Source organism: Nitratireductor rhodophyticola (genome assembly GCF_019891355.1).
In the GTDB taxonomy this organism is placed as follows: domain Bacteria; phylum Pseudomonadota; class Alphaproteobacteria; order Rhizobiales; family Rhizobiaceae; genus Nitratireductor; species Nitratireductor rhodophyticola.
Map to the genome: position 1 here is coordinate 939,898 of NZ_JAHSSF010000002.1, position 18,902 is coordinate 958,799.

The 18,902-nt window shown below is 62.5% G+C and carries 16 protein-coding genes; 10 read left to right on the plus strand and 6 right to left on the minus strand.

Translation table 11 applies throughout. The annotated features are described in order from the left end of the window. Positions 1-75 precede the first annotated feature (75 nt). The 3 genes from KUG85_RS10070 to smc are packed head-to-tail and all read left to right on the plus strand — an operon-like array spanning position 76 to position 5,022. A complete protein-coding gene (locus KUG85_RS10070; RefSeq protein WP_065816056.1) occupies positions 76-786 on the plus strand; it encodes a DsbA family protein in 711 nt (236 codons plus the stop codon). 30 nt (positions 787-816) lie between these two features. Next, positions 817-1,509 (plus strand): DsbA family protein, encoded by a 693-nt coding sequence (locus tag KUG85_RS10075; protein WP_255606377.1) that lies wholly within the window; start codon positions 817-819, stop codon positions 1,507-1,509. Between the two features lie 54 nt (positions 1,510-1,563). After that, complete coding sequence (smc, locus tag KUG85_RS10080; protein ID WP_223005079.1) at positions 1,564-5,022, plus strand: chromosome segregation protein SMC; 3,459 nt, start codon at positions 1,564-1,566, stop codon at positions 5,020-5,022. Between the two features lie 173 nt (positions 5,023-5,195). Here smc and KUG85_RS10085 read toward each other — a convergent pair whose 3' ends face one another. Further along, entirely contained in the window at positions 5,196-5,540 is a 345-nt protein-coding gene (locus KUG85_RS10085; RefSeq protein ID WP_007009305.1) for a VOC family protein, read from the minus strand. Between the two features lie 128 nt (positions 5,541-5,668). Here KUG85_RS10085 and KUG85_RS10090 point away from each other — a divergent pair, with 128 nt between their 5' ends. Next, positions 5,669-6,127 (plus strand): DUF1810 domain-containing protein, encoded by a 459-nt coding sequence (locus KUG85_RS10090; protein WP_255606345.1) that lies wholly within the window; start codon positions 5,669-5,671, stop codon positions 6,125-6,127. Here the strand turns inward: KUG85_RS10090 and KUG85_RS10095 are convergent. Continuing rightward, on the minus strand, positions 6,087-7,118 hold the full coding sequence (locus KUG85_RS10095) for an AraC family transcriptional regulator (RefSeq protein WP_223005081.1): 1,032 nt from the start codon (positions 7,116-7,118) through the stop codon (positions 6,087-6,089). The two genes, KUG85_RS10090 and KUG85_RS10095, sit on opposite strands and share 41 nt — an antisense overlap. A gap of 86 nt (positions 7,119-7,204) precedes the next feature. Between KUG85_RS10095 and KUG85_RS10100 the strand changes: the two genes are divergently transcribed. Next, positions 7,205-8,404 (plus strand): MFS transporter, encoded by a 1,200-nt coding sequence (locus tag KUG85_RS10100; RefSeq protein ID WP_223005082.1) that lies wholly within the window; start codon positions 7,205-7,207, stop codon positions 8,402-8,404. A 220-nt stretch (positions 8,405-8,624) separates the two neighbouring features. Next, entirely contained in the window at positions 8,625-11,300 is a 2,676-nt protein-coding gene (gene ppdK / locus KUG85_RS10105; protein ID WP_223005083.1) for a pyruvate, phosphate dikinase, read from the plus strand. A 42-nt stretch (positions 11,301-11,342) separates the two neighbouring features. Here ppdK and KUG85_RS10110 read toward each other — a convergent pair whose 3' ends face one another. Together KUG85_RS10110 and KUG85_RS10115 are read right to left on the minus strand one after the other, a co-directional pair. Continuing rightward, on the minus strand, positions 11,343-11,726 hold the full coding sequence (locus tag KUG85_RS10110; protein ID WP_065816050.1) for a DUF427 domain-containing protein: 384 nt from the start codon (positions 11,724-11,726) through the stop codon (positions 11,343-11,345). An 85-nt stretch (positions 11,727-11,811) separates the two neighbouring features. Beyond that, on the minus strand, positions 11,812-12,174 hold the full coding sequence (locus KUG85_RS10115; RefSeq protein ID WP_223005084.1) for a hypothetical protein: 363 nt from the start codon (positions 12,172-12,174) through the stop codon (positions 11,812-11,814). A gap of 279 nt (positions 12,175-12,453) precedes the next feature. Here KUG85_RS10115 and KUG85_RS10120 point away from each other — a divergent pair, with 279 nt between their 5' ends. Then, entirely contained in the window at positions 12,454-13,233 is a 780-nt protein-coding gene (locus KUG85_RS10120) for a DUF1499 domain-containing protein (RefSeq protein WP_223005085.1), read from the plus strand. A gap of 105 nt (positions 13,234-13,338) precedes the next feature. On the opposite strand, the gene KUG85_RS10125 is transcribed toward KUG85_RS10120, so the two are convergent. Further along, the gene (locus tag KUG85_RS10125; RefSeq protein WP_223005086.1) at positions 13,339-14,244 is read right to left on the minus strand and encodes an MBL fold metallo-hydrolase; all 906 of its coding nucleotides are present in this window, start codon (positions 14,242-14,244) and stop codon (positions 13,339-13,341) included. A gap of 128 nt (positions 14,245-14,372) precedes the next feature. On the opposite strand from KUG85_RS10125, the gene KUG85_RS10130 reads away from it, so the two are divergent. The 3 genes from KUG85_RS10130 (at position 14,373) to KUG85_RS10140 (ending at position 17,288) form a co-directional block, all read left to right on the plus strand. Beyond that, the gene (locus KUG85_RS10130; protein WP_065816046.1) at positions 14,373-14,978 is read left to right on the plus strand and encodes a biotin transporter BioY; all 606 of its coding nucleotides are present in this window, start codon (positions 14,373-14,375) and stop codon (positions 14,976-14,978) included. A gap of 85 nt (positions 14,979-15,063) precedes the next feature. After that, positions 15,064-16,053: a UDP-glucose 4-epimerase GalE gene (gene galE / locus KUG85_RS10135; RefSeq protein WP_223005087.1), complete on the plus strand. Its 990-nt coding sequence runs from the start codon at positions 15,064-15,066 to the stop codon at positions 16,051-16,053. Continuing rightward, entirely contained in the window at positions 16,050-17,288 is a 1,239-nt protein-coding gene (locus tag KUG85_RS10140; protein WP_255606346.1) for an O-antigen ligase family protein, read from the plus strand. Before galE ends, KUG85_RS10140 begins: the two co-directional genes overlap by 4 nt. A gap of 2 nt (positions 17,289-17,290) precedes the next feature. Here the strand turns inward: KUG85_RS10140 and KUG85_RS10145 are convergent, their stop codons facing one another. Next, entirely contained in the window at positions 17,291-18,697 is a 1,407-nt protein-coding gene (locus tag KUG85_RS10145; RefSeq protein WP_223005088.1) for a mannose-1-phosphate guanylyltransferase/mannose-6-phosphate isomerase, read from the minus strand. Positions 18,698-18,902: the final 205 nt, after the last annotated feature.

An 18,902-nucleotide genomic window follows, 5' to 3' on the forward strand; every position in this document is an offset into this window, starting at 1 on the left:
GACCCAAATTCGCCCGAAACGCCCGCTTTGTGGCGTGAACGCAGGTAACACTCCAAGACGAACAGGTGAAAATTCATGTCCGAACTGATCCAGCGCCGCAGACTTCTTCTTTCCATGGCCGCCTTGCCGGCGCTTGGGCTTGGACTGGCGGCGTGCACCGACAGCAATGCCGAAGCGGAGGCGGAAGCACCTGCTACGGATCCCGTCACCACGGCAGCCGTCGAAGCCCCGCCCTCCAGCGGAACGGTGGACATGGACAAGCTGCTCGAAGAAGGAGCGCTGGAGGACAAGGTTCTCGGCGATGAAAATGCGCCGGTGACCATTGTCGAATACGCGTCCATGACGTGTAGCCACTGCGCCACCTTCCACACCCGGACCTATCCGGAGCTGAAGAAGAAGTACATTGAGACGGGCAAGGTGCGCTTTATCATGCGCGAGTTCCCGTTCGATCCGCGCGCGGAAGCGGGCTTCATGCTGGCGCGCTGCTCCGACGACAAGTACTTTGCGATGGTTGACGTGCTCTTCAAGCAGCAGAACAACTGGGCACCGGTGCAGGATGCACAGTCTGCTCTCCTGAAGATTTCCAAGCTCGCCGGGTTCACCCAGGAGAGCTTTGAAGCCTGCCTGACGGATCAGGAACTTCTGACGAAGGTGCGGGCCGTGCGCGCCCGCGGCGCGAGCGATTTCGGCGTCGATGCCACGCCGACCTTCTTCATCAACGGAAAGAAGTATTCCGGTGCGATGTCCATCGACGAGATCTCGGCTGTCATCGACGGGATGCTTTAATTTAGCGTAGCTGCGCCACCGGTTTTGCCGGTGGCGTTTTTATTTATCGGGTTTTTATTGATGAATTTTCTTTTGGCTTGCCTTGGGGGCGGCCAACGGCGTCGTTTGATTCTGACATTGGGATTGACGCTTTTTGCAGCCGGTTTTTCACTGAACGGGGCTGTGGTGGCAATCGCCGCCAGCGTGGATATGGAAGCGCTCGCTGAAACGGGCGGGCTCGAGGAACAGGCGCTCGGCGATCCCGAAGCGCCGGTGACTGTCATCGAATATGCATCGATGACCTGCGCACACTGTGCCCGCTATCATGTCGAGACCCTGCCGGCACTGAAGCGCCGGTATATCGACACGGGCAAGGTGCGCTATGTCGTGCGCGGGCTGCCAACGGACCCGCGCGCTGAGGCCGGCTTGATGCTTGCCTATTGCGCGAAGGACGATTATTTCCGCGTCTCCGATCTCCTCTATAGAACCCAGACGCAGTGGGCCTGGGTGCAGGATGGACGCTCTGCCCTGTTGAAAACCGCCATAAATGCAGGTTTCTCACAGGAGAGCTTTGAAGCTTGCTTGACGGACAGCAAGCTTCTGGATGAAGTCAGGTCAATGCGCAATTGGGGTCTGGAGCGTCTGGGGATCGAGGCTGTTCCAACATTCTTCATCAACGGGATGAAGCACTCGGGAGCCATGTCGATTGAGGAAATGTCGGCGATCATCGACGGCATGCTTTAGCGGACAACGCGTTTGTCCGCCGTTTTCGTGTGCGCTGATTGAGGCGCGACCGGCATGAAGTTCACCAAACTGCGCCTTCTGGGCTTCAAATCCTTCGTCGAGCCGAGTGAGTTCGTTATCGAGAACGGGCTGACCGGGGTGGTCGGTCCGAATGGCTGCGGCAAGTCCAATCTGGTCGAAGCGCTGCGCTGGGTGATGGGCGAAAACTCCTACAAGAACATGCGCGCCTCCGGGATGGACGATGTCATCTTCTCCGGTTCGGGCACGCGCCCGGCCCGAAACACGGCCGAGGTGACGCTGTTTCTCGAAAATTCCGACCGCACTGCGCCGGCCGCTTTCAACGATGCGGACGAGTTGCAGGTGTCGCGCCGCATCGAGCGTGAGGCAGGCTCGGTCTACCGCATCAACGGCAAGGAAGCGCGCGCCCGCGACGTACAGCTTCTGTTCGCCGATCAGTCGACCGGCGCGCGCTCGCCCTCCATGGTGGGGCAGGGGCGGATCGGTGAACTGATCCAGGCAAAGCCGCAGGCGCGCCGGGCGCTGCTTGAAGAGGCTGCCGGCATTTCCGGGCTTCATTCACGCCGCCATGAGGCTGAACTCAGGCTGCGCGCCGCCGAACAGAATCTGGAACGGCTCGACGATGTGGTGAGCGAGCTCGACAGCCAGATCGAGAGCCTGAAACGACAGGCGCGTCAGGCCTCGCGCTTCAAGAAACTTTCTGCCGAAGTGCGCAAGGCCGAGGCGATCCTGCTGCACCTGCGCTGGTCTTCGGCCAAGGCGCAGGAGGCCGAGGCCCAGAGCGCGCTGTCTGAGGCGACGGCACTGGTGGGCGAAAACGCCAGCGGCCAGATGGAAGCGGCCAAGGCACAGGCCATCGGTGCGCACAAGCTGCCGGCGTTGCGCGATGCTGAAGCCGCCGCCGCCGCTGCCCTGCAACGGCTGACCATCGCACGCACGCAGGTGGAGGAAGAGGCCAAGCGCATAGACGCGCGCACGCAGGAACTGAAGAAGCGCATCGACCAGCTGAACGCAGACGTGGCGCGCGAAGAGCAGATGGTGCGCGACAATGCCGATGCGCTGGCGCGACTGGCAGAAGAGGAAGAAGCGCTCAAAGAGACTGAAGAAGGCGCTGAAGGGCGTGAAACCGAACTGCAGAATGTCTTCGAAACGGTTTCCACCGAACTTTCGGCTGCCGAAGAACTGCTCTCGCGGCTGACGGCGGAGAAGGCAGAGGCTTCGGCGACACGGCAGCAGGCCGAGCGTGCAATCCGCGATCAGGCCGAGCGCCGCGACCGGCTGGCGCGGCAGATCGCCAGTATGGATGCCGAGCTTGCGGAGATCGCCAGCCGGATTGCCGGGCTGCCGGACCCGGTCGAAAAGCGCATGCTCGTCGACGAAGCAGCCGAGCGGCTGGAAATGGCGGAGGCGGCTGCAGTCGAAAACGAGGAGCGTGTCGCCGCCGCCCGCGAGGCCGAGCAGGCCGCCCGCCCGCCTCTGCAGGAGGCGCGGGCCGAACTTGGCCGGGTGGAGACAGAAGCGCAGACCCTGCGCAAGATTCTGAATGCCGGAGGGGCGGATCTCTTTCCGGCGGTTCTCGAGCAATTGCGTGTGGAGCGGGGCTTCGAGACCGCGCTGGGTGCCGCTCTCGGCGAAGACCTCGATGTGCCGCTCGACAGTGCCGCACCCGTTTATTGGGGGCCTTCGGAGATAGCTGCCGACGACCCCGCCCTTCCAGAGGGCGTGATGGCGCTTTCCTCTGTGGTGAAAGCGCCCGCGCAGCTTGCGCGTCGTCTGGCGCAGATCGGCATCGTGGACGCCGGGGACGGGCCACGGCTGCAAAAAATGCTGAAGCCCGGTCAGCGGCTGGTGGCGCGCGACGGGGCATTGTGGCGCTGGGACGGATATCGCGCCAGCGCCGACGCGCCCACGGCGGCGGCGCAGAGGCTGGCGCAGAAGAACCGCCTTGCCGAGCTCGATGGAGAGGTAATCGAGGCGACCGCGCGGCTCCGCGCGACAGAAACCGCGCTGGCCGATGCCGAGCAGGGGGTGAAGAGCGCGGTGGAAGCCGAACGCCGCTCCCGCGAGGAAGCGCGCGAAGCGCAGGCCGCGCTTGGCCGGGCGCGCGATGCGCTGGCTGGTGCAGAAAAGGCGGCGGGCGAGCTTTCCAGTCGCCGCGTGAGCCTTGATGAGGCGCGCAGCCGGGTGGTCGAGGATCACGAAGAGGCCGCCGCGGCGACAGTGGCTGCGGAGGAAGCGCTGGAAGCCGCGCCCGATCTGACCGAACTGCAGGCGCAGCTTGAACAGCAGTCCGCCGAGGTTTCCGCCAAACGCGCGGCGGTGGCCGAAGCGCGTGCGGCCTATGAGGGATTGCGGCGCGAGGCGGAAGCGCGCCGGCGCCGGCTGGAGGCTATCGCTGCGGAACGGCGTGGCTGGCAGTCACGCGTGGAGAACGCCGACCGGCACACCGCGGCCCTTCTGCAGCGCCGCGCCGATACGGAAGCCGAGCTTGAAGAACTCGCCGAAGCGCCCGAGGAGATCGAGGCGCGCGGCCGCTCGCTTCTTTCGGAGATTGCGAAGGCGGAAGCCGTGCGCAGGGAAGCGGCTGACACTCTGCAGGAAGCCGAAAACCGCCAGACGGAGCTCGACAAGCGGGCGACCGAGAGCATCCAGGCGCTTTCATCGGCGCGCGAAGCCAGGGCCCGTGCCGAGGAGCGCGTGACGGCAGCCGAGGAACGGCGCAAGGAGGCGGAAGCCCGAATTCAGGAAGTGTTGAACGTTGCGCCGCACAGGGTTCTGGCGATGGCCGAACTGGAGCCGGATGCGCCGATGCCGGAGATCGCCGAAGTGGAGCGTCGGCTGGAGCGCCTCAAGATGGAGCGGGAACGGCTGGGCGCAGTCAATCTGCGCGCCGAGGAGGAGCAGACGGAACTCACAGAACGTCACGGGACCATCGTTTCCGAGCGCGAGGACGTGATCGAGGCCATTCGCAAACTGCGTCATGCGATCCAGAACCTGAACAGGGAAGGGCGCGAGCGCCTGCTGGCTGCATTCGATGTGGTCAACGAGCAGTTCCAGCGGCTGTTCACCCATCTCTTCGGCGGTGGTACCGCGGAACTGCAACTGATCGAATCCGACGACCCGCTTGAGGCAGGGCTTGAAATTCTCGCCCGCCCGCCCGGCAAGCGTCCGCAGACCATGACGCTTCTGTCAGGTGGCGAGCAGGCTCTGACGGCGATGGCGCTGATCTTCGCCGTGTTCCTGACCAATCCCGCCCCCATCTGCGTGCTGGACGAGGTGGATGCGCCGCTCGACGATCACAATGTCGAGCGTTTCTGCAATCTTATGGACGAGATGGCGGCGTCAACGGATACCCGCTTTGTTGTCATCACGCACAACCCCATCACCATGGCGCGCATGAACCGGCTCTTTGGTGTGACCATGGCCGAGCAGGGCGTCAGCCAACTCGTCTCTGTCGATCTCCAGACCGCCGAGCGCCTGCGCGAGGCAGGCTAGCATTTCTTCCCGCTCGTCCGCTTCATCCGGGTTAGAGCGGTTCACCGTTCCTTGGAAACGGTGCCCGGCTCTATCTATCTGTTTTACCGCATTCGTGCGCACGTCAGGTGATTCCACCTGACTGCAAAATGCTAAAGGCCCGGCCTCGACCACGAACGCTGCGTTCAACGACCTCATGTCTCGCTCCAGACCGCCAGTTCGTTGCCGGCCGGATCGGTGAAGTGGAAGCGGCGGCCGCCGGGAAAGGAAAAGATCGGTCTCACGATCTTTCCGCCAGCATCCTCGACCGTTTTCAGCGTGGCCTCGAGGTCTTCAGAGAAGAGCACCGGAAGTGGTTTATCGTTCCCGTCCGGATTGCCGTCGAAACCGCCGTCCAGACCCTCGTTAAAGGCTGAGTAGCCGGGGCCGTAGTCGGTAAACGACCAGGAAAAGGCATTGGCGTAAAAGGCTTTAACCCGGTCGATGCTGCCGCCGCCCGCCGGCATTTCAATATAGTCGAGCTTTCCGGTCTTGCGCATGATGGTCTCCAATGTTCTATTTTTGTTCTATTTCGTTTCCGCGCTTTTTGCAAGGCCGAAATCCTCATTCTTGTTGCCGGACAGGGATAAGCTGTGGATCGTATGGTGACGCGCGCAGGAGGAGACAGGTGGCGAAAGACCCATTCGAGCTGCAGCGTTTCATGGAAGCGCAGGAGGGCGTGTTCGAGACGGCTGTCCGGGAGCTGCAGACCGGCCGCAAGCGAACCCACTGGATGTGGTTCGTCTTTCCACAATTGCGCGGTCTGGGGCGTTCACCGACCGCGAAGTATTACGGCCTCTCCTCTCTGGAGGAAGCGCGCGCTTACCTCGCTCACCCGGTGCTCGGTTCACGATTGCGGGACGTGACGTGTGTGATGCTGGAGGCGCCCGGCCAGTCCCTGCGGGCGATCCTTGGCACGCCGGATGACCTGAAATTCTGCTCGTGTATGACGCTTTTCGCGCTCGCCTCGCAGGAGAGCGAAACGCTCTTTTCCGACGCATTGGCGCGGTGGTGCGGCGGGCAGGTGGATGAGGTGACGCTTCGCCTCACGGGGTCTGCGCGGCGGGGGCCGCTCCGTGAACGGTAGCGGCTGTATGCGGGCGCGGCGATGTGAGCGTGCGGACGGCGCCGGGCGGCTTGCCGATGACGCGCTTGAATGCGCGGCTGAACGCGGCCTGGGAGCCGTAACCCAGGCGCTGCGCTGCCGTTTCGATGGCCATGCCCTCGCGGCTGATCCATTGCGCGGCAAGCCGCATCCTCAATTCAGTAAGGTAGCGCACGGGTGTCATGCCGGTGACGGCCTGGAACCGATCGGCGAAGACGGAGCGGGAACTGCCCATCTGGCCGGCGAGTTCCGCCACGGTCCAGTTGCGGCCCGGATCGCGGTGCAGGGCGGCGATGACGCGCCCAAGACGTGGATCGCGCAGGGCGGCCACCCAGCCGCTTGAACCACCGCAGCCGCATTCCACCCAGGCGCGTACGATGAAGGCCGAGACCACGTCGGCGAGCCGGGCGAGAATGCCGGCGAACCCCGCACGGTCTTCCTTCGCTTCGCGTTCCATGGCGTCAAGGATCGGCAGGATTTCCGGATATCGCTTCAGGAGCGTGTTGACCAGCATCACGTCGGGCATCAGGGCGACAAGGGGATGCATGCTGCCCAGATCGAACTCCATGCAGCCCGAGAAGATGAGGGCATCGGACGTGTGGTCCTTCTCGTTCGAACAGGCCATGATCTCATTGACGTTCCGGCACAGTGTCTTTGGCTGGAACTGCGTAATGCAGTGACACTTCATCTCCGCATCGGACAGAAGCGAATGTTCCCCGCCACGAGGGAGAAGCACGGCGTCGCCGGTATCGAGCGCATGAAGCGCGTCACCGGGCCCACGCAGAAACACCGGCCCGCGGCCCACAAAGTGAAATTGAGCGCGCCCCTCAATGGCCGGGAAGCGGAGGCCGAAGGGAGGCGAGATCTGGGTGCGATTGTACTCCATCCCATAAAGACGCATGCCCATGAGTAGGTCGCTGACCAGGTCAGGGTTGGGGTGAAGCGAGGAATTTTCGGCGTTTCGATCAAGCATTTCGGATTTTATGACATGGTGCGTCCGAAGTGTCCAGCCTATCTCTGTCGCACTGCAAAACACCCTGCATGTGAAAGGACAGACAGATGGACGAAGTCCCGCAGTGGACAAATGCCCAGGCCAGCCGGAAGCCGGCCTGGGGTGCGGTGGTTTCCATGGCGCTCGGCGTGTTCGGGCTGGTGACGGCGGAATTTCTGCCGGCAAGCCTTCTGACGCCGATGGCGCTGGACCTCGGCGTTTCGGAAGGGATGGCCGGCCAGGCCGTGACGGCGACGGCCGTGGTGGGGCTGTTAACGAGCCTGCTGGTTTCGGCTGCCACACGCAGCATCGACCGGCGCTATGTGTTGCTCGGGTTCACCCTGCTTCTCATCGGATCAAACTTGATGGTGGCATTCGCACCCAACATCGCGGTGCTGCTCACAGGGCGGGTCCTGCTCGGCATTGGGCTGGGCGGGTTCTGGACCATGTCGACGGCGGTCGCCATGCGGCTCGTGCCCGATGCGCTGGTGCCAAGGGCGCTTTCAATGATCGTCAGCGGCGTCGCCGCGGCAACGATCGTTGCCGCTCCTGTCGGCAGCTATGTGGGGGATATGTTCGGCTGGCGCAGCGTGTTCGTGCTGGCGACCGCACTCGGCGTCATCACGTTCGTGGTCCAGTTTGCCACTCTGCCGAATCTGGCGCCCAATGCCGCGACACGACTGCGCACGCTGGTCGATGTGCTGGTGCGGCCGGGCGTGGGGCTTGGACTTCTGGCGGCCATGCTGGTCTTTGCCGGCCACTTCGCCTTCTTCACCTATATCAGGCCGCATCTGGAAAACATTACTGATGCGAGCATCACGGCGGTCTCCGGCATTCTGCTGGGTTTCGGTCTCGCCAATTTCCTCGGTTCGCTGTTCGGCGGGCTTCTGGTCGAGCGTAGTCTGCGCCGCACGCTGATGACCGTGCCGCTGTTGATGAGCGTGCTGGGCTTCGGGCTCGTCTCGGCCGGCTCGATGCCGGCGGCCAGCGCGGTGATGATCGCGCTCTGGGGACTTGCATTTGGCGCTGTCCCGGTCGGCTGGTCTACGTGGCTGGCGCGCACCGTGCCCGATCAGGCCGAGAGCGCCGGCGGGTTGCTGGTCGCGGCGATTCAGCTCGCGATTGCCATTGGGGCCGCCGGCGGCGGGCTGATCTTCGACATCAGCGGGGCGCAGGGCGTGTTCAGCGTGGCGAGCATTGTCCTGGTGCTGGCAGCGGTGATGATCTTCATCGGGGTGCGCCCAAGGGCGGTTGCCGCTGCGGCCTGACCGGTCTGAAGGCTATCAGGGCGGGGCGGGGCTTTGGCTTCGCCCCGCCTGCGTCGTTCAAGGACGCCTGATCAGAAAAAATCTTCTCTTCAATCGATAAAGAGGCGGATGGCCGGGAAGCCGGCCTTGCCTTGGCGCGCGCTGCCGCTTAACGCTGCGTCCCGTGGCCGGTGCATTATGGTTCCAGGTGCCGGCAAATCGACCGGAAGGGGAATGCAGCATGACCAAGTGGGTCTATGTGTTTGGCGATGGACGTGCCGAAGGCAGCGCGGGCGACAGGAATCTGCTCGGCGGCAAAGGCGCAAACCTGGCGGAGATGTGCAGCCTCGGGCTGCCCGTACCGCCCGGCTTTACGATCACGACCGAGCTCTGCTCCCACTATTACGCCAGTGGCCGCACCTATCCGGACGAATTGAAAACACAGGTCGAGGCGGCACTCGAAGAGGTGGGCCGTGTGGCCGGCCGCCGCTTCGGCGATGCCGGTGCGCCGCTTCTGGTTTCCGTGCGCTCCGGTGCCCGCGCTTCCATGCCCGGCATGATGGACACGGTGCTCAATCTCGGCCTCAACGATGCGACGGTCGAGGCGATCGCTGCGGAGGCGGGGGATGCGCGCTTTGCCTATGACAGCTACCGCCGCTTCATCCAGATGTACTGCAATGTGGTGCTTGGGCTCGACCACGACGTCTTCGAGGAGATCCTCGAAGAGGAAAAGGCGCGGCGCGGCTATGAGGTCGACACGGAGTTCTCGGCCGAAGACTGGCAGAACGTGATCGCGCTCTACAAGGGGCGGATCGAGACCGAACTGGGCGCGCCGTTTCCGCAGGATCCGCACGAACAGCTCTGGGGCGCGGTGGGCGCCGTCTTCTCTTCGTGGATGAACCCGCGCGCGGTGACCTATCGCCGCCTGCACGACATTCCCGAAAGCTGGGGCACGGCGGTGAACGTGCAGGCCATGGTGTTCGGCAACCGGGGCGAGGATTCGGCAACGGGCGTGGCTTTCACGCGTGACCCCTCGACCGGCGAAAAAGCGCTCTACGGCGAATTTCTCGTCAATGCGCAGGGTGAGGACGTGGTGGCGGGCATCCGCACGCCGCAGAACATTACCGAGGCGGCGCGGCTCGCGGCCGGCTCCGACAAGCCTTCGCTCGAAAAGCTGATGCCGGAAGCCTTCGCCGCCTTCGTTCAGATCGCCGACACGCTGGAGCGGCACTACCGCGACATGCAGGATCTGGAGTTCACCATCGAGCGTGGCAAGCTGTGGATGCTGCAGACGCGCTCCGGCAAGCGCACGGCAAGCGCGGCCCTCAAGGTTGCGGTCGACATGGCCAATGAGGGGCTCATAACGAAGGAAGAGGCCGTGGCGCGCATTGATGCGGCGTCGCTCGACCAGCTTCTTCATCCCACCATCGATCCTTCCGCCCCGCGCGACATCATCGGCATGGGCCTGCCGGCCTCGCCGGGCGCTGCGACGGGCGAGATCGTATTCTCATCGGAGGCTGCCGAAGAGGCGAAGGCGGAAGGGCGCCGGGTGATCCTGGTGCGGGTGGAAACGAGCCCGGAAGACATTCACGGCATGCATGCCGCAGAAGGCATCCTGACCACGCGCGGCGGCATGACGAGCCACGCGGCGGTGGTGGCGCGCGGCATGGGCAAGCCCTGCGTTTCGGGCGCGGGTTCCCTGCGCGTCGATCACAGGAAGGGCGTTCTCCTGGCCATGGGGCAGATGCTGAAGGCCGGCGATACGATCACCATCGACGGCGCGACGGGACAGGTGCTGAAGGGCTCGGTGCCGATGCTCCAGCCGGAACTCTCGGGCGATTTCTCCACGATCATGGGCTGGGCCGACGAAGCACGGCGCATGCGGGTGCGCGCCAATGCCGAAACGCCGGCCGATGCGCGCACGGCGCGGTCCTTCGGCGCGGAGGGCATCGGCCTTTGCCGCACCGAGCACATGTTCTTCGACGACGGCCGCATCCTCGCCATGCGCGAGATGATTCTGGCGGATACGGAAAGCGAGCGGCGCGTGGCACTCGCCAAGCTTCTGCCAATGCAGCGCTCCGACTTCGTGGAGATATTCGAGGTGATGGCGGGGCTTCCCGTCACCATCCGCCTGCTCGACCCGCCACTCCACGAGTTCCTGCCCAAGACCGAGGAGGAAATCGCCGAGGTGGCCGAGGCGATGGGCGTTTCGGCGGAGAAACTGCGCCAGCGGACCGAGGCTTTGCACGAGTTCAATCCGATGCTTGGCCACCGTGGCTGTCGTCTGGCGATTTCCTATCCGGAGATTGCGGAGATGCAGGCGCGCGCGATCTTCGAGGCGGCCGCCGAGGCTGCGGAAAAGGCAGGCGCGCCGGTGGTACCGGAGGTGATGGTGCCGCTCGTCGGCATGTCCGCCGAGCTGACCTTTGTGAAGGACCGCATCGACGCGGTGGCGAAGACAGTGATGGCGGAGCGGGGTGTCACGTTCAGCTATCTCGTCGGCACAATGATCGAACTGCCGCGTGCAGCTCTCAGAGCGGATGAAATCGCGGCCAGCGCAGAGTTTTTCTCTTTCGGAACCAATGATCTGACGCAGACGGCATTCGGCATCTCGCGTGACGATGCGGCCTCGTTCCTCGAGACCTACCGCACACGCGGCATCATCGAGCAGGATCCGTTCGTGTCTCTGGATGTCGACGGCGTTGGCGAACTGGTGCGGATTGCCTCCCGGAAGGGACGCCATACACGGTCGGACATCAAGCTGGGCATCTGCGGCGAGCACGGCGGCGACCCCGCTTCCATTCGCTTCTGCGAGAGCGTGGGGCTGGACTATGTTTCGTGCTCGCCATTCCGCGTGCCGATCGCCCGGCTGGCTGCCGCGCAGGCTGCCATCAGCGAAAGCAGGGCTGCCGGATAGGGCAGTTCGAGGTAGGCCCGTACCCCTTTGGGATCCGATACTCTAGTGCTCCTCAATGTCAACGAGCTCGGCATAAAATGCGCCGTGCTCCTTGATCTCCTGAGCTTCGTCATACGGCGTTTCATACGCCCACATGATGTCGCTGCCCGGCTCCCCGGCGCCGGTCAGCCGCCAGTAGGAGGCATCTCCCTTGTAAGGGCAGTGGGTTCTGGTCTGGGTCGGTTCAAGGCCGGCGAAATTGATGTCCGTGAAGGGGATGTAAAGCACATCCCGGCAGCCGGTCTCGCGCAGAAGCTTGGCGGCCTTCGTTGCCGCAATTTCAATCCCATCCGCCTTCACGATGATCTTTTTGGCGTGCGGCGTGATGGTGATGCGCTTGTGCGGATTGCGCATGAAGCCGGGGGCTGGATTTCCGTTGTCAGTCATGACGTTCACTCCGTTGTGGAGGGAACGCGCTGGAGTGCTGTGGGTTCCTTGCGTGGGGCAACGGCTTGTAACGCCGTGCGCCGGTTTACTGCACGCGATCGAGCGATGTCATGAGGCCTGCATAGGCGTTGACGATCCTGGCCACCGGCAGTTCGCTTGTGTTGATGTCCTCGACTTCAAGCGATCCGCTTCCGGTCCGCTGAACCACGAGGGCGTAAGCATGTTCATCATGCTCCTCCAGCACGACGGCAGCCACCCAGTCGCAATCGTTCATTCCATCAAGCCGCATGTGGAAAAGCAGACGCCCGTTGATCTGGTCCAGTGCCTGTCGCACCGCGCCTTCGAAGCCGAGCTCGACGAAATCCTGATGCTTCAGAGCAAGTTCCAGCTCAACCAGTTCCAGTGAGCTCGAGGCGATTTCATGATGTTCTGGAAGCACTGTCTGCATGGCGGAACCTCATAACTTTCTCCCACGCACCCCCTCCGCCCGGTTCATTGTGCCGGTCAGCATGGCCGGAATGTGGCGTGTTATATCGACCAAAGGAAACGCTTTTGAGAGAAGAACGCTGCATGGCGCAGTGCGGCTCCATAAAGGTGAATCAGTTTCGCAGCCAAAAGACACAAGGGACTGAATCCTCAAGGAATATACGGAAACCGCATTTCCCGCAGGCAGGCATTGGTTTAAGAGAGACCTATCTTCAGCATCAAGACATGCCTGGTTCGTTACATGAAGGCAACTCTGGTACCGCAACGCGCTCCCGCCGCTCCCTGGAGCCTCAGGCTTGCAGTATTCGCGGCGGTCCTTCTTGCGGTCTCGGGAGCCGGGCACCGGTTCGGACTGGTGGAAACGGTTCCCTTTTTCTGGCTGCTGGGGTTGAGCGGCATTCTTGCCCTTACCGGTTTCGCGCTTGGTGTGATTGCGCTGGTTCAGGTTTGGGAACACGGGTCGTCCGGCGCGTCGATTGCCGGCACCGGAATATTGATTGCCGCTATCGTGCTCACCCCATACGGAATATCGGGCGTTCGCGTGTTCGAGCATCCACGGCTGATCGACATCTCCACCGACCTCGACCGCCCTCCGCAGATGCCGTTGGCTGCGGCCGCGCGCACCGGTGCCATGAATCCGGTCAAGGACATCTCCCCCGAAGACCGCGCGTTGCAGGAAGAGGGATATCCCGAAGTCGCCGGACGGCGCTACGAGCACACGGCGGACAAGGTTCTCGAGGTGGTGCGTTCGATGATGCAGGACAAGGGCTGGCAGCCCAGAGGCCCGGAAGGTGAACAGCTCGCCGGCGGCAGCATCACGCTGGAAGGCGTTGCCCATTCCTTCATTCTGGGGTTCCCGGCAGACGTCGCGATCCGCATAGAGGACGACCAGACCGCAACTTTCGTCGACATGCGGTCCGTCTCGCGCTATGCGCGCCACGATCTGGGAGACAATGCCGCTCGCATCCAGCGATTTCTCAAAGAACTCGATGAAAGAATGGCCCTGCTGGCAGCAGTCTAGATCGCCGTGCGTCCATGCGGACGCACAAAGGACGATCTAAATTATTGATAGAGCATCGGAACAATCCGAAAACCGGATTCCACTTTTCGGTCCGATGTTCCAGGCTCAGCCAGGCAGATAGACCGCATCGATGGACGGTTCTGTCTCGGTTGTCACGGCCCCGCGCGCGACGAGATCTTCCAGATGGGCGAGAACCGAAAGGGCCGCTGCCCCGTGCAGCCTGGGATCCGTATCCCGATAGATGGAGCTGACCATCTCGGGAATTGTGCGGTCGCCACGCGTGACGCGGTCGAGTATGGCGCGTTCGCGCATTTTGCGGTGAGCTTTCAGTCCACGCATGAAACGCTGTGGGTTTTTCACCCTGCTGCCGTGGCCGGGAAAGAACATCGTATCGTCACGCGCCAGCAGGCGGTCGAGCGAGGCCATGTAATCCGACATGGCGCCATCGGGCGGAGCAACGATGGAGGTGGCCCACGCCATCACATGGTCTGCGGAGAAGAGGATGCCCGTATTCTCAAGCGCAAAGGCAGCGTGGTTGGCTGCATGACCGGGGGTGTGGATGGCCCGGATGGCCCAGCCGTCGCCCTCGACAAGCTCGTCATCGGCGAGCGCCCAGTCTGGCACAAAATCCATATCCGCGCTTGCATCAAGGGGATTGGTCTCTCCGATTCTCAACGGCCTGGCGGCGCGGTGCGGGCCTTCTGCGCAGACCAGCGCCCCGGTTTCGCGCGCCAGATGTGTGGCGAGCGGCGAGTGGTCCCGGTGCGTGTGGCTGACGAAGATGTGGCTTACCGGCCGTCCGTCAATGGCCTTGAGAAGTGCTCGCAGATGGGCTTCGTCTTCCGGACCGGGATCGATGACGGCGAGGACGGACCTGCCGACAATGTAGCTGTTGGTGCCGTGGAAGGTGAAGGCGCTCGGATTGTTGACCGTGAGGCGCAGAACATCCGGTGCGACCTTGACCGCGTCGCCATAGGCGGGATCGAAACGCGTTTCAAATTCGAGGGCCATTGGCAGATTGTCCGGAAATTAAAGGGCACCGAACGGCACGAAGCCGCATTCAGGTTGCCGCATATCATGGAAGCGCTTATAGGAGAAGAAACGCGCATTATTTCGCAAAGAGCCTGAACGGAGGAGCCATGTCGCTCGCTATCGCCTCAAAATCCCTCGTTTCGCAGACGCTTCCGCGCAACGCCGCCCAGCGTCTGGCGACGCAGCTTTTCCTCGCCATCGGCGCAACTGTGATTCTCGCCCTGTCGGCGAAGACCCGCGTCGTGCTCGGACCGGTCGACCTTTCTCTTCAGACGCTGGCCGTGCTCGTGATCGGTGCGACCTTCGGCATGCGCCTCGGCGTGGCAACACTTCTCCTGTACATGGCCGAAGGCGCTATGGGCCTTCCGGTGTTTCAGGGTACGCCCGAAAAGGGAATTGGCTTTGCCTATATGATGGGGCCGACAGGTGGTTATCTGCTTGGATTCGTGGCCATGGCCGCAATTGCGGGCTGGGCCGCTGATCGCGGATGGGACCGCAGCCCGTTAAAGCTTGGCGGTGCCATGCTGTTCGCGGAAATGGTCATGATGGCACTTGGATTTGCCTGGCTCGCCGGACTGATCGGTGCGGACAAGGCCTGGCAGTTCGGCGTTGCGCCGTTTATCCTGCCCGACCTGATCAAGGTCGCCCTGGCCGCCTGTTTCATGCCGGCAGCGTGGGCATTGCTGCGGGGACTGGGCGTCTCCGGGCGCTGACCCGCCATGGAATTGCCGATTTAGAGCGGAATGCAGATCGGGCCGGATGGGGTATCTGGCCCGATTTTTTTTCGAGGGGACTGCGATGAGTGTTCTGGTCACCGGCGGTGCCGGTTACATCGGCAGCCACATGGTTTGGGAACTGCTGGACCACGGCGAAGAGGTGGTGGTTCTGGATCGTCTCAGCACCGGCTTTGACTGGGCTGTCGCAGATGCAGCAACGCTCGTTGTCGGTGATATTGCCGATGAGGCACTGGTGGATGATATCATCCGCAAGCACGGTATAGACGCCATCGTTCACTTCGCGGGATCGATCATCGTGCCCGAATCCGTGTCCGATCCGCTGGGCTATTACCTGAACAACACGGTGAAATCGCAGAGCCTGATCGCAAGCGCAGTGCGCTGTGGCGTGCGTCATTTCATCTTTTCGTCCACGGCAGCCGTCTATGGCAGTCCGGCCAGTTTCCCGGTTGGTGAGGATACGGAACTGCGGCCTGAATCTCCCTACGGGACGTCGAAGATGATGACGGAACTGATGCTGCGCGACTGTGCTGCGGCGCATGACTTCGCCTATACGGCGCTGCGCTACTTCAACGTCTCCGGTGCGGACCCGGAACTTCGGACCGGGCAATCGACCAAAGGCGCGACGCACCTGATCAAGGTCGCGTGCGAAACCGCGACGGGCAAGCGCGACCATATGGACGTGTTCGGCACCGACTACGACACGCCGGACGGAACCTGCATTCGAGACTACATTCACGTTTCCGATCTGGTGAACGCCCACTATCTGGCGCTTCTGCGCATGCGGGAAGGCAAGGGCAGCCTCGTGGCGAACTGCGGTTATGGCAAGGGCTACTCGGTGCTTGAGGTTATAAATGCCGTGAAGGACGTGGCGCAGACTGACTTCGACGTGCGCACCACCGGTCGCAGGCCGGGCGATGCGGTGGCGATCGTCGCGGAGGCGGCACGTTGCCGCCGGGAACTGGCATGGCAGCCGCGCTACGACGATCTGAAAACGATCGTGACCCACGCACTGAACTGGGAAACGAAGCTCACCAGGCGGAACAGACAATGAATTATCGGGTCGTCAACAGGCTGTTCACCCTGGCCGTTTTTTCCATGCCGCCCATTGTCGGGTCAGCCACCAGCGTGGTCTGGCATGGCGGTGCGCTCTGGTGTGTGTTTGAGGTTCTTTCCGGCAGGCGGCGGCTGAGCCCCGACACCGCGATGCGGTGGGTCGCGCTGCTCATGCTGGTCTATGTGCTGGCCAACGTCGTTTCGTTCCTCGTGAACGAGCCGTCGCTGGAAATGGTTTACAAGCTTCTTCCGCTCTCGACATTTCTGCTGTTTCCTTTTTCCTATTCGGTTTGGACGATAGCTGACAGAGAAGAGGTTGCACATGCGGCGCTTACGGGTGCCGCCATAGCAAGTTTTGGGGGGCTCGCCTTCGCGCTCGTTCAATACAGATTTCTGGGAATGCGTGCTGAAGGCGGCGCCGGCAATGCGCTGGTGTTTGCCGATGTGATCTGTCTGGCGGGGTTGATGTGCCTTGCAGGCGCTCTCATCCTTGAAACCAGGCGATCATTGATTCTGCTTGCTGCCTTTGCAGCCGCGTTCGGCGCCGTGATGCTGTCGGGATCGCGCTCAGTCTGGGGGGTGATGATCGTTCTCACACTTGGGCAGCTATTCATATTCCGCCGCCGCGTTCTGCCTCTTCTTCGTGGGCGTGTCCTCGCGCTGTTGGGCATTGCGATCGTGATCGCCGTACTCACATCCGGCTTGATCGTAAACCGCTTCGAGGCACTCTGGCATAATATGGACAGGCTGACGGAAGGAGGAGACTACAACTCCTCCGTGGGGCTTCGGGTGGCGGTTTGGAGCACCGGCGGGCGGCTCTTTGCCGAGGATCCGATCTTCGGTCATGGAATGCAGAACGTTTCCAGCTTGATTCGGGAACGTATGGAGCAGAATTTCGGCCTTGAGGTGGGGTTCACACATTTTCACAACGGCTTCCTGACCATCCTCGTGGAAGGCGGCATCGTTGCCGGTCTTGCCATCATTGCCATGTTTGCGCTGATAACCGTCATCGCAGTGCGCAGTCTCGCGAAGGCCGGGGATCGACTGGAGCGTCTGGGAGGTGCGGTGCTGTTGATATTGGCAGCCGTCTACGCCGGCGGTGGAAGCGTGAACCTCATCTTCGGGCACGACATTCTCGACACGGTCTTCATGATCTTCCTGATCATCGGGCTCTTTCTCGCGCGGGGCACGTCGCGCCTGGCCGATGCCGGAGCACCGCTACCCTCTCGGTAACGTCAAACGCGGCCGTATCGGTCCTCCAGCCGAATGATGTCGTCCTCGCCAAGATACGATCCCGACTGCACTTCGATCAGTTCGAGCGGGATTTTGCCAGGGTTTTCAAGCGCGTGAATCTCGCCAAGCGGGATATAGGTCGACTGGTTCTCGGTCAGCGTGATTGATTCTTCCCCCTTCAGGACCCGCGCGGTGCCGCGCACGACCACCCAGTGTTCGGAACGATGGTGATGCTTCTGCACGGAGAGCTTTGCGCCGGGCTTCACCGTAATGCGCTTGACCTGATACCGGTTGCCGAAATCGATGGAATCGTAGTCGCCCCATGGGCGGTAAACCCGGCGGTGGTCCATGTGTTCGGTGCGCTTGGCCGACCTGAGCTGCGTGACGATCTCCTTGACGTTCTGTACCGCGTCGCGGCTGGCGACGAGGACCGCGTCCGCCGTCTCGACCACGACCAGCTCTTCCACGCCGACAATGGCGACGAGGCGCTTCTGGGCGGAGACGATGGAGTTTTTCGAGGCAACCTGCAACACGTCGCCGGTCAGCGCGTTTCCGTCGGCATCCTTGTCCTGCGCTTCCCATATGGCCGACCATGACCCGATATCGTTCCAGCCCGCATCGAGCGGTACGACGGCAGCCCGATCGGTTTTTTCCATCACCGCATAGTCGATGGAGTCGGACGGACAGGCTTCGAAGGCCGTGCGTTCGGGCCGCAGGAAATAGGCGTCGCTTTCTACGCCCGCTATCGCCGTCCTGCACGCATCCAGTATCGCCGGGGCATGCGTCTGCATGGCGTCCAGATACACGCTGGCCCGAAACACGAACATGCCGCTGTTCCAGTCGTATCCGCCATCCTTGAGGTAGGATTTTGCGGTCGCCAGATCCGGCTTCTCCTCGAAACCGGAAACCGCAAACCCCGTCTCGCCGATCTTTTCGCCACGGCGAATATAGCCGAAGCCGGTCTCTGGACCGGTCGGCACGATGCCGAAGGTCACCAGCCGGCCTTCCTCAGCCAGTGTCTTTGCCTCTTCGACACCTCTGTGGAAGGCGGGCACATCCGGGATCAGATGGTCGGCAGGCATTACCAGAAGCAGCGGATCAGCTCCATGTGCCATCGCCTGCAATGCGGCAAGCGTGATCGCCGGTGCCGTGTTGCGGCCCACCGGTTCGAGCAGAATCGGGGCATTCTCAATGCCGGCCTGTCGAAGCTGCTCGGCGGCCAGAAAACGGTGTTCTTCATTGCAGACGGTAAGCGGGGGAGCGCAGTCGAGGCCGTCGAGACGCCCGATCGTCTGCTGCAGCATTGTCGTGTCGCCAACCAGCGCGCAGAACTGTTTCGGATAGTGCTCGCGCGAAACCGGCCACAGCCGCGTTCCCATTCCGCCCGCCATGATCACCGGTACCAACATGAGCCTACCCCGCCATCATCGTCCAAAATGCGTTGTCTTGACCGTGAACGCGGCGAAACACTTTTCAGCGTTTCAGAATGCCTTCACGAAGAGTGCCCCGAGACTAGATTGGAAACGTTGACACGGGGTGTAGGCAATAGGTCCATCCGTGGATTTGGTGCGTCCATGGGGAGAGGGGGCTACCCCGACAGGCTCTTTTTCCCCA

Bases quoted from the DNA above. Each gene is read 5' to 3' on its own strand.
- smc (WP_223005079.1), top strand. From the start codon at position 1,564: ATGAAGTTCACCAAACTGCGCCTTCTGGGCTTCAAATCCTTCGTCGAG.
- KUG85_RS10115 (WP_223005084.1), bottom strand. From the start codon at position 12,174: ATGCAGACAGTGCTTCCAGAACATCATGAAATCGCCTCGAGCTCACTG.
- KUG85_RS10070 (WP_065816056.1), top strand. From the start codon at position 76: ATGTCCGAACTGATCCAGCGCCGCAGACTTCTTCTTTCCATGGCCGCC.
- KUG85_RS10095 (WP_223005081.1), bottom strand. From the start codon at position 7,118: ATGCTTGATCGAAACGCCGAAAATTCCTCGCTTCACCCCAACCCTGAC.
- KUG85_RS10125 (WP_223005086.1), bottom strand. From the start codon at position 14,244: ATGGCCCTCGAATTTGAAACGCGTTTCGATCCCGCCTATGGCGACGCG.
- KUG85_RS10120 (WP_223005085.1), top strand. From the start codon at position 12,454: ATGAAGGCAACTCTGGTACCGCAACGCGCTCCCGCCGCTCCCTGGAGC.
- KUG85_RS10140 (WP_255606346.1), top strand. From the start codon at position 16,050: ATGAATTATCGGGTCGTCAACAGGCTGTTCACCCTGGCCGTTTTTTCC.
- KUG85_RS10100 (WP_223005082.1), top strand. From the start codon at position 7,205: ATGGACGAAGTCCCGCAGTGGACAAATGCCCAGGCCAGCCGGAAGCCG.
- ppdK (WP_223005083.1), top strand. From the start codon at position 8,625: ATGACCAAGTGGGTCTATGTGTTTGGCGATGGACGTGCCGAAGGCAGC.
- KUG85_RS10110 (WP_065816050.1), bottom strand. From the start codon at position 11,726: ATGACTGACAACGGAAATCCAGCCCCCGGCTTCATGCGCAATCCGCAC.
- galE (WP_223005087.1), top strand. From the start codon at position 15,064: ATGAGTGTTCTGGTCACCGGCGGTGCCGGTTACATCGGCAGCCACATG.
- KUG85_RS10130 (WP_065816046.1), top strand. From the start codon at position 14,373: ATGTCGCTCGCTATCGCCTCAAAATCCCTCGTTTCGCAGACGCTTCCG.
- KUG85_RS10145 (WP_223005088.1), bottom strand. From the start codon at position 18,697: ATGTTGGTACCGGTGATCATGGCGGGCGGAATGGGAACGCGGCTGTGG.
- KUG85_RS10085 (WP_007009305.1), bottom strand. From the start codon at position 5,540: ATGCGCAAGACCGGAAAGCTCGACTATATTGAAATGCCGGCGGGCGGC.